Below are 14,893 nucleotides of genomic sequence, written 5' to 3'. Positions count from 1 at the left end.
AGCACGGCATGGCCGGCGAAGAAAGATCTACTATCAGGTAGTTTTGGCTGCTTCTGAGCGGTCCCTCTGACCCGGTAGCGTTAACTGTCAATCCGCCTCCGCATCCGCAGGAGAATCCCAGCCGTGCGCATCGCAGTCACCGGCTCCATCGCCACCGACCACCTCATGACCTTCCCCGGCCGCTTCGCCGACCAGCTCGTCGCGGACCAGCTGCACACGGTCTCGCTGTCCTTCCTGGTCGACAACCTGGACGTCCGCCGGGGCGGCGTCGGCGCGAACATCGCCTTCGGCATGGGCCAGCTCGGCACCCGGCCGATCCTGGCCGGCGCCGCGGGCTTCGACTTCGACGAGTACCGCGCCTGGCTGGACCGCCACGGCGTCGACACCGACTCGGTGCGCATCTCCGAGACCCTGCACACCGCGCGCTTCGTGTGCACCACCGACGCCGACCACAACCAGATCGGCTCCTTCTACACCGGCGCGATGAGCGAGGCCCGCCTCATCGAGCTGAAGACCGTCGCGGACCGGGTCGGCGGCCTCGACCTGGTCCTCATCGGCGCCGACGACCCCGAGGCGATGCTCCGCCACACCGAGGAGTGCCGCTCCCGCGGTATCCCCTTCGCCGCGGACTTCTCCCAGCAGATCGCCCGGATGAACGGCGACGAGATCCGGATACTGCTCGACGGGGCGACGTACCTCTTCTCCAACGAGTACGAGAAGGGCCTCATCGAGACCAAGACCGGCTGGTCGGACGCGGAGATCCTGGCCAAGGTCGGCCACCGTGTCACGACCCTCGGCTCGCGGGGTGTCCGTATCGAGCGGCAGGGCGAGGACCCCATCGAGGTCGGCTGCGCCGAGGAGGAGCGCAAGGCCGACCCCACGGGTGTCGGCGACGCGTTCCGTGCGGGGTTCCTGTCCGGTCTCGCGTGGGGGGTCTCGCTGGAGCGGGCGGCGCAGGTGGGCTGCATGCTGGCGACTCTCGTCATCGAGACCGTGGGTACGCAGGAGTACCAGCTGCGCCGTGGGCACTTCATGGAGCGGTTCACGAAGGCCTATGGCGATGAGGCTGCGGCCGAGGTCAAGGGGTATCTGAGCTGATTCGCCGCCTGCGGGCGCGTGGGAGCTGGTCGCGCAGCTCCCCGCGCCCGTGAGTGGGTTCAGGTCAACCGGCGTACTACATACGCCGTCCCCCGCTCCGCCGGCTCCTCTCCTACGTACTCCTGGTCCCGCATCTCGCACCACGCGGGGATGTCCAGGCGGGCCGCCTCGTCGTCGGAGAGGACCCGGACGGTGCCGCCGATCGGCACCTCTCCGATGACCTTCGCCAGTTCGATGACCGGGATCGGGCACCGCTTGCCCAGGGCGTCGACGACCAGGGTGTCCTCCTGTACGGCGGTCCTCGGCGCCGGTGCGCCCAGCTTCTCCCGTACCGAGGCCACCGCTCCCGGCAGCACCTCCAGGAACCGCGTCACGTCCTCCTCCGGAGTCCCCAACGGCAGGGAGACCCGGACATTCCCCTCGCTCAGTACACCCATCGCCTTCAGCACATGGCTGGGCGTCAGGGTGCTGCTCGTGCAGGACGATCCGGACGAGACGGAGAAACCGGCACGGTCCAGCTCGTGCAGCAGAGTCTCCCCGTCGACATAGAGACAGGAGAAGGTGACGATCCCGGGCAGCCGCCGCACCGGATCGCCCACCACCTCCACGTCCGGCACCAGTTCCGGCACCCGCGCCCGGATCCGCTCCGTCAGCTCCCGCAGCCGCGCCGCCTCCTGGACCGCCTCGGCCCGCACCGCCCGCAGCGAGGCGGCCGCCGCCACGATCGCCGGCAGGTTCTCGAACCCCGGCGCCCGCCCGGACTCCCGCTCGTCCACGGGCCCTTGAGCGGCGAACCGCACCCCTTTACGCACGACGAGCAGCCCGACCCCGGACGGCCCACCCCACTTGTGCGCACTGGCCGCCAGCAACGACCAGTCTCCGCCGACCGCCCCCCACCCCAACGACTGCGCCGCGTCCACCAGCAACGGCACCCCGGCCTCCCGGCACACCCCGGCCACCTCGGCCACCGGCTGCTCGGTCCCCACCTCATGGTTCGCCGTCTGAAGGCAGGCCAGCGCGGTGTCAGGGCGAAGGGCTGCCGCGTAGACGGCGGGATCCGCGGCTCCCGACCGGTCGACGGTCACCCGGGTGACCGAGCCGCCCTCCCTCTCATGGATTTCGGCCGAATGGAGCACGGAAGAGTGTTCAACGGCTGACACGATGAGGTGACGTCCCACCCGCCGCCGCCCGGCCAACGCCCCCGCGATCCCGGCATGCACGGCCTGGGTGCCGGAGGCGGTGAAGCTCAGCTCATCAGGCCGGCATCCCACGGCTTCGGCAGCGGCTTCCCGGGCAGCGTCCAGCAGCATCCGAGCCCGTCGCCCTTCCCGGTACAACCGCGCAGGATCGGCCCACCCTTCATCAAGGGAGGCCAACAGCGCCTGACGAGCGACGGAATGGAGCGGAGCACTGGAAGCAGCATCGAAATAGGACACACGACCACGCTAACTCCGCAGGGCGCGGGGAACTGCGCGACCAGCCACTACGCACCCGCAGCCGCCAATCCAGCGAACCCCCAACCCACTAGGCACCCCTCCCCGCGAACCCTCGGAGAGCGTCGGCTAGGGTTTGGTCCGCATAAACATCCAAACCCCTGCCCGACGCAGGGCGGCGACCGACCACCGAGTAAGGCAGGCCGCAGCCAATCGCGCGGGCGAGACTCTCGGGAAGGCGCTACGTGAGTCCCAACGGCTCCGACCGCTCGCCGCGGCGCCCGATGCGGCGGAAGCTGCTGCAGGCAATGACCGCGGGCCTGGTCCTGGCGACCGCCACCGGTTGCACATACAAGGACTTCCCCCGCCTTGGTATGCCCACCCCGACCACGGAAGAGGCTCCGCGGATCCTCTCCCTGTGGCAGGGATCGTGGGCCGCCGCGCTGGCCACCGGCGTGCTGGTGTGGGGCCTGATTCTGTGGAGCACGATCTTCCACCGGCGCAGCCGGACCAAGGTCGAGGTTCCTCCGCAGACCCGGTACAACATGCCGATCGAGGCGCTGTACACGGTCGTCCCGCTGATCATCGTCTCGGTGCTGTTCTACTTCACGGCCCGCGACGAGTCGAAGCTCCTCGAGCTCAAGGACAATCCCGACGTCACCATCAATGTCGTCGGCTTCCAGTGGAGCTGGTGCTTCAACTACGTCGAGAACGTCGACGGTTCCACTGGTGACGCCACCAAGAGCAAGGAACTGAACGCGATCCCGGACCGCTTCAAGGACGACTTCCCGGCCAACGCCGGCGGCGTCTACGACTGCGGCACCCCGGCCACGCGGAACCCGCAGACCGGCAACCCGGGCCCGACCCTGTGGCTGCCGGAGGGCAAGCGGGTCCGCTTCGTGCTGACCTCGCGTGACGTCATCCACTCCTTCTGGGTGGTGCCGTTCCTGATGAAGCAGGACGTCATCCCGGGCCACACCAACGCCTTCGAGGTGACGCCCAACCAGGAGGGCACCTTCCTGGGCAAGTGCGCCGAGCTCTGCGGCGTCGACCACTCGCGGATGCTGTTCAACGTGAAGGTCGTCTCCCAGGAGCGCTACGAGCAGCACCTTCAGGAACTCGTGAAGAAGGGGCAGACCGGTTACGTTCCCGCCGGCATCGCGCAGACGAGCCACGAGAAGAACCGGGAGACGAACAACCTGTGAGCATCCTCAACGAACCCCAGGGTGCCGCGGCAGCAGAGTCCCACTACGCGGACGAGTTGCCGGTCAGGCGCAAGCAGCCCGGCAACGTCGTGATCAAGTGGCTCACCACCACTGACCACAAGACGATCGGAACGCTGTACCTCGTCACGTCGTTCGCGTTCTTCTGCATCGGTGGCGTCCTGGCGCTGTTCATGCGCGCGGAGCTGGCCCGTCCGGGTCTGCAGATGATGTCGAACGAGCAGTTCAACCAGGCGTTCACGATGCACGGCACGATCATGCTGCTGATGTTCGCGACGCCGCTGTTCGCCGGTTTCGCGAACTGGATCATGCCGCTGCAGATCGGTGCCCCCGATGTGGCGTTCCCGCGGCTGAACATGTTCGCCTACTGGCTGTACCTGTTCGGCTCGCTGATCGCGGTGGGCGGCTTCCTGACCCCCGACGGTGCCGCCGACTTCGGCTGGTTCGCCTACAGCCCGCTCTCGGACGCGGTCCGCAGCCCGGGCATCGGCGCCGACTTGTGGATCATGGGTCTGGCCTTCTCCGGCTTCGGCACCATCCTCGGCTCGGTCAACTTCATCACCACGATCATCTGCATGCGCGCACCCGGCATGACGATGTTCCGCATGCCGATCTTCACCTGGAACGTGCTGCTGACCGGTGTGCTGGTCCTGCTGGCCTTCCCGGTCCTGGCTGCGGCGCTGTTCGCGCTGGAGGCGGACCGCAAGTTCGGCGCCCACATCTTCGACTCCGCCAACGGCGGCGCCTTGCTGTGGCAACACCTCTTCTGGTTCTTCGGACACCCAGAGGTGTACATCATCGCCCTGCCGTTCTTCGGCATCATTTCCGAGGTCATCCCGGTCTTCTCCCGCAAGCCGATGTTCGGCTACATGGGCCTGATCGCGGCGACCATCTCCATCGCCGGCCTGTCCGTGACGGTGTGGGCGCACCACATGTACGTCACCGGCGGAGTCCTGCTGCCGTTCTTCTCCTTCATGACCTTCCTGATCGCGGTCCCGACCGGTGTGAAGTTCTTCAACTGGATCGGCACCATGTGGAAGGGCTCACTGAGCTTCGAGACACCGATGCTCTGGGCCACCGGCTTCCTCATCACCTTCACGTTCGGTGGTCTGACCGGTGTCATCCTGGCCTCGCCGCCGATGGACTTCCACGTCTCCGACTCGTACTTCGTGGTGGCGCACTTCCACTACGTGGTGTTCGGCACCGTGGTGTTCGCGATGTTCTCCGGCTTCCACTTCTGGTGGCCGAAGTTCACCGGCAAGATGCTCGACGAGCGCCTCGGCAAGATCACGTTCTGGACGCTGTTCGTCGGCTTCCACGGCACCTTCCTGGTCCAGCACTGGCTGGGCGCCGAGGGCATGCCGCGGCGTTACGCGGACTACCTCGCGGCCGACGGCTTCACCGCCCTGAACACGATCTCGACGATCAGCTCGTTCGTCCTCGGTCTGTCGATCCTGCCGTTCTTCTACAACGTGTGGAAGACCGCCAAGTACGGCAAGAAGATCGAGGTCGACGACCCGTGGGGCTACGGCCGCTCGCTGGAGTGGGCGACGTCCTGCCCGCCGCCGCGGCACAACTTCCTCACCCTGCCGCGGATCCGCAGTGAATCCCCGGCGTTCGACCTGCATCACCCTGAGATCGCCGCTCTCGACCAGCTCGAGAACGCCCCTCACGGTGACAAGGCCCTGGCTGGTGGCAAGGAGGCCGGCAAGTGAAGATCCAAGGCAGGATGTTCATCTGGCTGAGCGTCTTCGTCCTCGCCATGGCGGTCGTCTATGGCGTGTGGTCGAAGGAGCCGGCCGGTACGACGGCCCTCTTCCTGGCCTTCGGCCTGTGCATCATGATCGGCTTCTACCTGGGCTTCACGGCCCGCCGGGTCGACGCCGGAGCGCAGGACAACAAGAACGCGGACGTGGCGGACGACGCCGGCGAGGTCGGGTTCTTCAGCCCGCACAGCTGGCAGCCGCTCTCGCTGGCCGTGGGTGGCGCGCTCGCCTTCCTCTCGGTCGCCATCGGCTGGTGGCTGATGTACTTCTCGGCCCCGCTGATCCTGGTCGGTATCTACGGCTGGGTCTTCGAGTACTACCGCGGTGAGAACCGCACCCAGTAACACGCGCCGAGCGCTCTGGAGCCCGGACACTCCGTCAGGAGAGTCCGGGCTCCTCCTTTTGCCACGCCTTTGGTCCCTCGTAAGGATTACTCGGCGCGCCGCGCTTGACGTGTCTCCCTAGCGTGAAGTCATGAACACAACTCCGCGCACCCGCACCGTAGTCGGCTGCACGCTGCTGGTGATCGCGCTCGGCGCGAGCGGCACCGCGTGCGGCGGCGACGGCAACCCGCTGTCGGCCGCGCCGTACGACGCGGCGGACCAGATCGCCTTCAACGGCCCCACGGAGGATGGCAAGAAGGCCGACCCCGACAAGCCCCTTGAGGTCACCACGGAGGGCTCGGACGGGCGCATCACGGACGTCACGGCCATGGACGCCACAGGACGCCACGTGAGCGGCGAACTCTCCGCCGACGGCAGCCGGTGGCACAGCACCTCCCCGCTGGCCGCCAACGCCCGCTACACGGTCCGCGTGTCCACCGAGGACGACGACGGCGCCCCCGGCCGCCGGGTCCTGTCCTTCGACACCGGCAAGCCGCTCACCAAGAAGCGCCTGGACGTCACCTTCGGGCCCAAGGCGGGCAAGTACGGCGTCGGACAGCCCGTCACGGCCGAACTGAGCAAGCCCGTCAAGGACGAGGCCCAGCGCGTCATCGTCGAGCGCGCCCTGAGGGTCGACTCCACGCCCGCCGTCGCGGGCGCCTGGCACTGGGTGGACGACAAGAAGCTGCACTACCGCCCCAAGGAGTACTGGCCGACCCACGCCACCGTGCGGGTCCGCAGCAACCTGGACGGGGTCAAGATCAGCGACCGGCTCTGGGGCGGCCGGGCCAAGCCGTTGAAGTTCACCACCGGGGACCGCGTCATCGCCGTCACGGACGCCTCGTCGCACCAGATGACGGTGTACAGGAACGGCAAGGAGATCAACTCCATCCCGGTCACCACCGGCAAGCCCGGCTTCGAGACCCGCAACGGCGTCAAGGTGGTGCTGGGCAAGGAGTACTTCGTACGGATGCGCGGTACCAGCATCGGCATCGCGGAGGGTTCGGCGGAGTCGTACGACCTGCCCGTCTACTACGCCACCCGCGTCACCTGGAGCGGCGAGTACGTGCACGCCGCCCCCTGGTCCGTCGGCTCCCAGGGCTCCGCCAACGTCAGCCACGGCTGCACCGGCATGAGCACCGACAACGCCTCCTGGTTCTTCAAGAACGTCCGCGAGGGCGACCTGGTCAAGGTCGTCAACTCCTACGGCGACACCATGGAACCCTTCGGCAACGGCTTCGGGGACTGGAACGTCGCCTGGCAGAAGTGGCGCAAGGGCAGCGCCCTGGTGGGCGGCGAGCCGGAGACACCGAGGCCGGAAGAGGCGGCACGGCTGAGGCCGGCGGCGGTCTGACCCACCCGGGCGCGGCCCTAGGCGCTCTGAAGCCTCTGCGTACGCAACAGAGAGGCCAGGGCGGCCGCGAACTCAACCGGCTCCACCGGCAACGTCACCGCGCCCTCGGCCCGGCTCCAGGTGGCCAGCCACGCGTCCTGCGGCCGCCCGATGAGCAACAGCACCGGCGGGCAGTTGAACACCTCGTCCTTGACCTGACGGCACAGCCCCATGCCCCCCATGGGCACGGACTCGCCGTCGAACACGCACACATCGATCCCGCCCTTGTCCAGCTCGCTGAGCACGGCCGCGGGTGTCGCGCACTCCACGAACTCGACCAACGGGACATCAGGAGCCGGCCGTCGGCCGGAGGCCAGCCGCACCTGCGCGCGGGTGTTGGAATCGTCGCTGTAGACCAGCACCGTGGCGGTCGGCTGCATTGTTCCTCCGTGACGTCAGCGTCGTAAGGACAGGCCCGTTGGGGCGGATGCTACTCCCTTGAACACCACGTCAACACCGGTATGGAGCAGGGAGACACTCCGAACGGCACCCCCCGGAGTGAGGGCGGGATAAGCGACCGACATAATGTCGGTCGTGGCGACAGCAACGACAGTAGAAACCGGGCACGCGCACCCGTCGGTCAACCGGCCGAACCTCACCAGCGTCGGAACCATCATCTGGTTGAGTTCCGAGCTGATGTTCTTCGCGGCCCTCTTCGCGATGTACTTCACCCTGCGATCGGTGACGGGTCCCGAGTTCTGGAAGGAGAAGGCAGACTTCCTGAACTTCCCCTTCTCGGCGACCAACACCACGATCCTGGTGCTCTCCTCCCTCACCTGCCAGCTCGGCGTGTTCGCCGCCGAGCGCGGTGACGTGAAGAAGCTCCGGATGTGGTTCCAGATCACCTTCGTGATGGGTGCGATCTTCATCGGCGGCCAGGTCTACGAGTACACCGAGCTGGTGAAGAAGGACGGGCTCTCGCTCTCCTCCGACCCGTACGGCTCGGTGTTCTACCTGACCACCGGCTTCCACGGCCTGCACGTGACGGGTGGCCTCATCGCCTTCCTGCTGGTCCTCGGCCGCACCTACGCGGCCAAGAGGTTCACTCACGAGCAGGCGACCGCCGCCATCGTCGTGTCCTACTACTGGCACTTCGTCGATGTCGTCTGGATCGGCCTCTTCGCCACGATCTACATGATCAAGTAGGCGGGCCCGCTCCCGCGCGCTGCACACGAGCAAGCGCACATCCCAGAAGCATCGACGCAGAAGATCCTGACACCGGGGTAATCCGTGAAAAAGCTCTCCGCACGACGACGCCATCCGCTGGCGGCGGTCGTCGTCCTACTCCTCGCGCTGGCGGCCACTGGGGGGCTGTACGCCTTTGTCGCGCCCACGGGCAAGGCGCAGGCAGAAGAAACCGCCCAGTCTCTCGCCATCGACGAGGGTAAGAAGCTCTACGCCGTAGGCTGCGCCAGCTGCCACGGAACCGGCGGTCAGGGCACCACCGACGGTCCGAGCCTCGTGGGCGTCGGCGCCGCGGCCGTGGACTTCCAGGTCGGCACCGGCCGTATGCCGGCCGCGACCTCCCAGATGGCCCAGGCGCCGAAGAAGAAGGTCGTCTACACGCAGGCCGAGATCGACCAGCTCGCGGCGTACATCGCCTCCCTGGGCGCCGGTCCGAACATCCCCACCGAGGCGGAGTACGGCCCCGAGGGTGCCGACATCGCCAAGGGCGGCGACCTGTTCCGCACCAACTGCGCGCAGTGCCACAACTTCACCGGCAAGGGCGGTGCGCTGACGCACGGCAAGTTCGCGCCGGACCTCGAGGACGTGGACCCGAAGCACATCTACGAGGCCATGCAGACCGGCCCGCAGAACATGCCTTCCTTCCCCGACACCACGCTGTCGGAGCAGAACAAGAAGGACATCATCGCGTACCTCGACGCGGTCAACAGCGACGACACCGAGAGCCCCGGTGGTCTTGAGCTGGGCGGACTCGGTCCGGTCAGCGAGGGCCTGTTCGCCTGGGTCTTCGGACTCGGCGCGCTGATCGCGGTCGCCGTCTGGGTCGCCGCTCGGACCGCAAAGGCCAAGAAGTCATGAGTAGCCAAGACATTCCAGAAGAGAACCTGCCCGCAGAGCAGGACGCACACGGCGAGGCGAGCGTCGCCGACGACAAGGATCCCTTCGCGGACCCCGGCCTGCCGCCCCACGAGCACCGGATCCAGGACATCGACGAGCGGGCCGCCAAGCGGTCCGAGCGCGCGGTCGCCTTCCTGTTCACGGTGTCGATGCTGGCCACCGTCGGCTTCATCGCCTCCTACGTGGCGATCGACGCCGACAAGTCGGTCTACATCTTCCCGCTGGGTCACATCAGCGCGCTGAACTTCGCGCTGGGCATGACCCTGGGCGTCTCGCTGTTCTGCATCGGCGCCGGCGCGGTCCACTGGGCCCGCACGCTGATGTCGGACGAAGAGGTCGCCGAGGAGCGGCACGCGGTCCAGTCGCCGCCCGAGGTCAAGGCCAAGGTTCTGGCCGACTTCGCGGACGGCGCCCGGGAGTCCGCGATCGGCCGTCGCAAGCTGGTCCGGAACACGATGTTCGGCGCGCTGGCGCTGTTCCCGCTCTCCGGTGTCATCCTGCTGCGCGACCTCGGCCCGCTGCCCGGGACCAAGCTCCGCCACACGCGGTGGTCCAAGGGCAAGCTGCTGGTCAACATGAACACCAACGAGCCGCTGCGTCCCTCGGACGTCGCGGTCGGCTCCCTCACCTTCTGCAAGCCGGAGGGCCTTGAGGAGCACGACCACGACTTCCAGGTCGAGATCGCCAAGGCCGCCCTGATGATCGTCCGGATCCAGCCGGACAACATCAAGGACAAGCGCGAACTCGAGTGGTCGCACGAGGGCATCGTGGCGTACTCGAAGATCTGCACCCACGTCGGTTGCCCGATCTCCCTGTACGAGCAGCAGACGCACCACGCGCTGTGCCCCTGCCACCAGTCCACCTTCGACCTCTCCGACGGCGCCCGAGTGATCTTCGGTCCCGCCGGTCACGCCCTGCCGCAGCTGCGCATCGGCGTGAACGACGAGGGCTATCTCGAGGCGCTCGGCGACTTCGATGAGCCCGTCGGTCCTGCATTCTGGGAGCGCGGATGAGTACTACCGAGACCACCGAGTCCCGCTCGCGCGGGAAAGCCCCCGCCGGCGAGCGTGTCGCCGACTGGGCGGACGGCCGACTGGGCATCTACGGCCTGGCCAAGGCCAACATGCGCAAGATCTTCCCCGACCACTGGTCGTTCATGCTGGGTGAGGTCTGCCTCTACAGCTTCATCATCATCATCCTCACGGGTGTGTATCTGACGCTGTTCTTCCACCCGTCGATGAACGAGGTGGAGTACCACGGCTCCTACGTCCCGCTCCAGGGACAGCTGATGTCGGAGGCGTTCAGCTCCACGCTGCACATCTCCTTCGACGTCCGCGGTGGTCTGCTCATCCGGCAGATCCACCACTGGGCCGCGCTGATCTTCCTCGCGGGCATGTTCGTGCACATGATGCGCGTGTTCTTCACGGGCGCGTTCCGCAAGCCGCGTGAGATCAACTGGGTCTTCGGCTTCCTGCTGTTCGTCCTCGGCATGTTCACCGGCTTCACCGGTTACTCGCTCCCGGACGACCTGCTCTCCGGAACCGGTGTCCGCTTCATGGAGGGTGCGGTCCTGTCCGTGCCGATCGTCGGCACGTACCTGTCGTTCTTCCTGTTCGGCGGGGAGTTCCCGGGCGGCGACTTCGTGGCCCGCTTCTACTCGGTCCACATCCTGCTGCTGCCGGGCATCATGCTCGGTCTGGTGGTCGGCCACCTGATCCTGGTCGTCTTCCACAAGCACACGCAGTACGCGGGCCCGGGCAAGACCAACAAGAACGTCGTCGGCATGCCGCTGCTGCCGGTCTACATGGCCAAGGCCGGAGGCTTCTTCTTCCTGGTCTTCGGTGTCATCGCGGCCATCTCGGCGATCGCCACGATCAACCCGATCTGGGCGATCGGCCCCTACCGGCCGGACCAGGTGTCCACCGGCGCCCAGCCCGACTGGTACATGGGCTTCTCCGAGGGCCTGATCCGTGTCATGCCGGGCTGGGAGATCAACTTCTGGGGTCACACGCTCGTCCTGGGTGTGTTCATCCCGCTGGTGATCTTCCCGCTGGTCCTGGTCGCGATCGCGGTCTACCCGTTCATCGAGTCCTGGGTCACCGGCGACAAGCGCGAGCACCACATCCTGGACCGCCCGCGCAACGCGCCGACCCGTACCGCCTTCGGTGTCGCCTGGATCACCTGGTACATGGTGCTGCTGATCGGTGGTGGAAACGACCTGTGGGCCACCCACTTCCACCTGTCGATCAACGCCATCACCTGGTTCGTCCGGATCGCGTTCTTCGTCGCCCCGGTCCTGGCGTTCGTCGTCACCAAGCGGATCTGCATGGGCCTGCAGCGCCGGGACAAGGACAAGGTGCTGCACGGCCGCGAGTCGGGCATCATCAAGCGCCTGCCGCACGGTGAGTTCATCGAGGTGCACGAGCCGCTCAGCCAGGACGCGCTGCACACCCTCACCGCGCACGAGCAGTACCAGCCGGCCGAGATCGGCCCGACGGTCGACGAGAACGGTGTCGAGCGCAAGGTGAAGGGCTCCGAGAAGCTGCGCGCCAAGCTCAGCAATGCGTACTACGGCGAGGAATCCCAGATTCCGAAGCCGACCGTCGAGGAGTACAAGGAGATCACGAGCGGCCACGGCCACCACTGATCGCTGCGCACGCCACGCGCACCAGAAGGGCCCCCGTCCGGTCTTCGGACGGGGGCCCTTCTCCGTTCCCTGAGCTGGATAGGGTGGGGTCACACTCTCTTACGACACTCAGGAGCGGCCTTATGAGCGCTGTGACCCCCGCTGGAGGCGACACCGCGGCGGGCCGTTCCTGGCCCCCGCTGCTGAACGGCCTGCTGGAGGGGCGCGACCTGAGCGCCGACGACACGGCCTGGGCGATGGACCTGATCATGCGCGGCGAGGCGACCGACGCGCAGATCGCCGGGTTCGTGGTGGCCCTGCGGGCCAAGGGCGAGACCGTCGAGGAGATCACCGGCTTCGTCCGCACCATGTACGAGCACGCGAACGTGATCGAGGTGGCGGGCGACACCGTCGACATCGTCGGCACCGGCGGCGACGGCGCCAAGACCGTGAACATCTCCACGATGTCCGCGATCGTGGTGGCCGGCGCGGGCGCCAAGGTCGTCAAGCACGGCAACCGGGCGGCGTCCTCCGCCTCCGGCTCCTCGGACGTCCTGGAGAAGCTCGGGGTGAACCTGAACCTGCCGGTGGCCCGGGTGCCGCAGGTGGCCGAGGAGGCCGGGATCACCTTCTGCTTCGCGGCGAAGTTCCATCCGGCGATGCGTCACGCGGGCGCGGCGCGCGGCCAGTTGGGGATCAGGACCGTCTTCAACGTCCTCGGTCCGCTGACCAACCCGGCCCGGGTGCGGGCGCAGGCCGTCGGGGTCGCCGATCCGCGGATGGCGCCCATCGTGGCCGGGGTGTTCGCCGAGCGCGGCAACTCCTCCCTGGTGTTCCGCGGCGACGACGGCCTGGACGAGCTGACCACGACCTCGACCTCCCGGGTCTGGACCGTCCGCGACGGCAAGGTCACCGAGGAGTCCTTCGACCCCCGGGACGTCGGTATCGACCTCGTCCCCGTCGAGGCCCTGCGCGGCGCGGACGCCGCGTACAACGCGGATGTGGCCCGGCGCCTGCTGAACGGCGAGACCGGCCCGGTCCGGGACGCGGTCCTGCTGAACTCGGCTGCGGCCCTGGTCGCCCTGCACCCCACCGGGGCGCCGCTGGCCGAGCAGATCGGCGCCGGCATGGCGAAGGCCGCGGAGTCGATCGACTCGGGCGCCGCCAAGCGGACGCTGGAGCGCTGGGTCGCCGCCAGCAACCAGTAACGAGCGGTGCGGGATGTCCCGCGATCCGGACACGGGTTGCGGGGCATCGATCATTTCGCGTACGTTCCTGTACCAGGTCATGAGTGACAGTCATGAGGCCCCGGCCGACTGTCCGGCAACCCTCCGTCCGTGGCGGGGTGCCCCGGGTGAAGACCAGGCCGTGAACAGCAAGGTTCATGGCAAGCGCGGTCGTCGAGGAGTTTCTTCCGTGAGCAAGCGAATGCGATAGGGCCGCTGAGCCCCGCTTCTGCGTACCCCTTTTCTCTCACACCTCTTCATTCACGGGAGCCCTCGTCATGTCTGTCTCCACCGCTGCCTCCGCCCCGGCCATTTGTTCCCCGCTGCCCGTTCTGGGCCGGGATGTCACCGTCCCGCTGGTCACCGGCGGCGAGACCACCTACGCCGCGCTCGACTACGCGGCCAGCGCCCCCGCCCTCCAGCGCGTCTGGGACGACGTCGCCGCCTACGCGCCGTACTACGGCAGCGTCCACCGGGGTGCCGGGTACCTCTCGCAGCTCTCCACCGACCTCTTCGAGAACGCCCGCAGGACCGTCGCCGAGTTCCTGGACTGCCGCGCCGACGACCAGCTGATCTTCACCCGGTCCACCACGGACTCGCTGAACCTGCTCGCCGCCGCCCTGCCCGCCGACTGCCAGGTCTTCGTCTTCGAGACCGAGCACCACGCCTCGCTGCTGCCCTGGCAGGACGCCGAGGTCACCTACCTCGACGCCCCGCGCACCCCGCAGCAGGCCGTGGCGAACCTGGAGCGCGCCCTCGCCGACCGTGCCCCCCACGGCCCGGCCCTGGTCTGCGTCACCGGCGCCTCCAACGTCACCGGCGAGCTGTGGCCGGTGCGGGAACTGGCCGCCGCCGCGCACGCGCACGGCGCCCGGATCGTCCTCGACGCCGCCCAGCTCGCCCCGCACCACCCGGTCTCCGTCCAGGACCTCGACGTCGACTGGATCGCCTTCTCCGGCCACAAGCTCTACGCCCCCTTCGGCTCTGGTGTCCTGGCCGGACGCGCCGACTGGCTGCGCGCGGCCGAGCCGTATCTCGCGGGCGGCGGCGCCAGCCGCAAGGTCAGCCGCCGCGCGGACGGGGGAGTGGACGTGGAGTGGCACGACAGCGCGGCGCGGCACGAGGCCGGTTCGCCGAACGTCATCGGCGCCTACTCCATCGCGTCGGCCTGCAAGGCCCTGACGGAGGCCGGGTTCGACACCCTGGTGGCCCGTGAGGAGTACCTGATCGAGAAGGTCCGCGCGGGCCTCGCCGAGGTGCCCGAGGTGCGGATCCTCTCCCTCTTCGGCGACGACGCCCCGCGCGTCGGCGTCCTCTCCTTCGTCGTCGACGGCTGGAACAGCTCCCACTTCGCCGCGGCCCTCTCCGCCGAGTACGGCATCGGCGTCCGCGACGGCCTGTTCTGCGCCCACCCCCTGGTCCGCACCCTGCTCGGCAGCGACCCGCAGACCCAGGGGGAGTGCGGCGCCCCCGAGGCGGCGCCGGGTGAGAAGTCCCTCAACGCGATCCGGGTCAGCTTCGGCGCGGGCACGCCGGACGAGCACGTGGAGCGGTTCGTGACCGCGGTGCGCGAGCTGGTCAGCGACGGTGCGAAGTGGAACTACCGCACGGAGGACGGGCGTTGCGTGCCCGCGGTGTGATCCGCTGACGTACGCTCCCCGGG

13 protein-coding genes and 1 riboswitch are annotated in these 14,893 nt (G+C 68.0%); of the genes, 11 read left to right on the top strand and 2 right to left on the bottom strand.

The window, feature by feature from the left end; all coding sequences use genetic code 11:
• Positions 1–123 precede the first annotated feature (123 nt).
• Complete coding sequence (locus tag STRCI_RS11850; protein ID WP_269658859.1) at positions 124–1,098, top strand: carbohydrate kinase family protein; 975 nt, start codon at positions 124–126, stop codon at positions 1,096–1,098.
• Positions 1,099–1,157: 59 nt separating this feature from the next.
• Here the strand turns inward: STRCI_RS11850 and STRCI_RS11845 are convergent, their stop codons facing one another.
• On the bottom strand, positions 1,158–2,534 hold the full coding sequence (locus STRCI_RS11845) for a cysteine desulfurase/sulfurtransferase TusA family protein (RefSeq protein WP_269658858.1): 1,377 nt from the start codon (positions 2,532–2,534) through the stop codon (positions 1,158–1,160).
• A gap of 242 nt (positions 2,535–2,776) precedes the next feature.
• Here STRCI_RS11845 and ctaC point away from each other — a divergent pair, with 242 nt between their 5' ends.
• From ctaC to STRCI_RS11825, 4 genes are all read left to right on the top strand, one after another.
• The gene (gene ctaC / locus STRCI_RS11840; RefSeq protein ID WP_269658857.1) at positions 2,777–3,736 is read left to right on the top strand and encodes an aa3-type cytochrome oxidase subunit II; all 960 of its coding nucleotides are present in this window, start codon (positions 2,777–2,779) and stop codon (positions 3,734–3,736) included.
• Complete coding sequence (ctaD, locus tag STRCI_RS11835; protein ID WP_269658856.1) at positions 3,733–5,469, top strand: aa3-type cytochrome oxidase subunit I; 1,737 nt, start codon at positions 3,733–3,735, stop codon at positions 5,467–5,469. The genes ctaC and ctaD overlap by 4 nt, the downstream gene beginning before the upstream one ends.
• Complete coding sequence (locus STRCI_RS11830) at positions 5,466–5,864, top strand: cytochrome c oxidase subunit 4 (RefSeq protein ID WP_269658855.1); 399 nt, start codon at positions 5,466–5,468, stop codon at positions 5,862–5,864. The genes ctaD and STRCI_RS11830 overlap by 4 nt, the downstream gene beginning before the upstream one ends.
• A gap of 130 nt (positions 5,865–5,994) precedes the next feature.
• Positions 5,995–7,257, top strand: coding sequence for a L,D-transpeptidase (locus tag STRCI_RS11825; protein ID WP_269658854.1), 1,263 nt, complete (start codon positions 5,995–5,997; stop codon positions 7,255–7,257).
• Between the two features lie 17 nt (positions 7,258–7,274).
• Here STRCI_RS11825 and STRCI_RS11820 read toward each other — a convergent pair whose 3' ends face one another.
• Positions 7,275–7,676, bottom strand: a complete 402-nt coding sequence (locus STRCI_RS11820) for a response regulator (RefSeq protein WP_269658853.1) — start codon at positions 7,674–7,676, stop codon at positions 7,275–7,277.
• Between the two features lie 145 nt (positions 7,677–7,821).
• Between STRCI_RS11820 and ctaE the strand changes: the two genes are divergently transcribed.
• From ctaE to STRCI_RS11790, 6 genes are all read left to right on the top strand, one after another.
• The gene (gene ctaE / locus STRCI_RS11815; RefSeq protein ID WP_269658852.1) at positions 7,822–8,442 is read left to right on the top strand and encodes an aa3-type cytochrome oxidase subunit III; all 621 of its coding nucleotides are present in this window, start codon (positions 7,822–7,824) and stop codon (positions 8,440–8,442) included.
• Between the two features lie 84 nt (positions 8,443–8,526).
• Positions 8,527–9,339, top strand: a complete 813-nt coding sequence (gene qcrC, locus STRCI_RS11810) for a cytochrome bc1 complex diheme cytochrome c subunit (protein ID WP_269658851.1) — start codon at positions 8,527–8,529, stop codon at positions 9,337–9,339.
• The gene (gene qcrA / locus STRCI_RS11805) at positions 9,336–10,391 is read left to right on the top strand and encodes a cytochrome bc1 complex Rieske iron-sulfur subunit (RefSeq protein ID WP_269658850.1); all 1,056 of its coding nucleotides are present in this window, start codon (positions 9,336–9,338) and stop codon (positions 10,389–10,391) included. The genes qcrC and qcrA overlap by 4 nt, the downstream gene beginning before the upstream one ends.
• Positions 10,388–12,025 carry a cytochrome bc1 complex cytochrome b subunit gene (qcrB, locus tag STRCI_RS11800; RefSeq protein ID WP_269658849.1) on the top strand — a complete coding sequence of 546 codons (1,638 nt, stop codon included), beginning with the start codon at positions 10,388–10,390 and terminating at the stop codon, positions 12,023–12,025. Before qcrA ends, qcrB begins: the two co-directional genes overlap by 4 nt.
• Before the next feature lie 122 nt (positions 12,026–12,147).
• The gene (gene trpD, locus STRCI_RS11795) at positions 12,148–13,212 is read left to right on the top strand and encodes an anthranilate phosphoribosyltransferase (protein WP_269658848.1); all 1,065 of its coding nucleotides are present in this window, start codon (positions 12,148–12,150) and stop codon (positions 13,210–13,212) included.
• 75 nt (positions 13,213–13,287) lie between these two features.
• Positions 13,288–13,404: riboswitch (SAM riboswitch) on the top strand.
• Between the two features lie 104 nt (positions 13,405–13,508).
• The gene (locus STRCI_RS11790) at positions 13,509–14,870 is read left to right on the top strand and encodes an aminotransferase class V-fold PLP-dependent enzyme (RefSeq protein WP_269658847.1); all 1,362 of its coding nucleotides are present in this window, start codon (positions 13,509–13,511) and stop codon (positions 14,868–14,870) included.
• Positions 14,871–14,893: the final 23 nt, after the last annotated feature.

The organism is Streptomyces cinnabarinus (assembly GCF_027270315.1).
Taxonomy (GTDB): domain Bacteria; phylum Actinomycetota; class Actinomycetes; order Streptomycetales; family Streptomycetaceae; genus Streptomyces; species Streptomyces cinnabarinus.
Note: the sequence above shows the minus strand (reverse complement) of the source record. Positions and strands in the feature narration are given on the sequence as shown.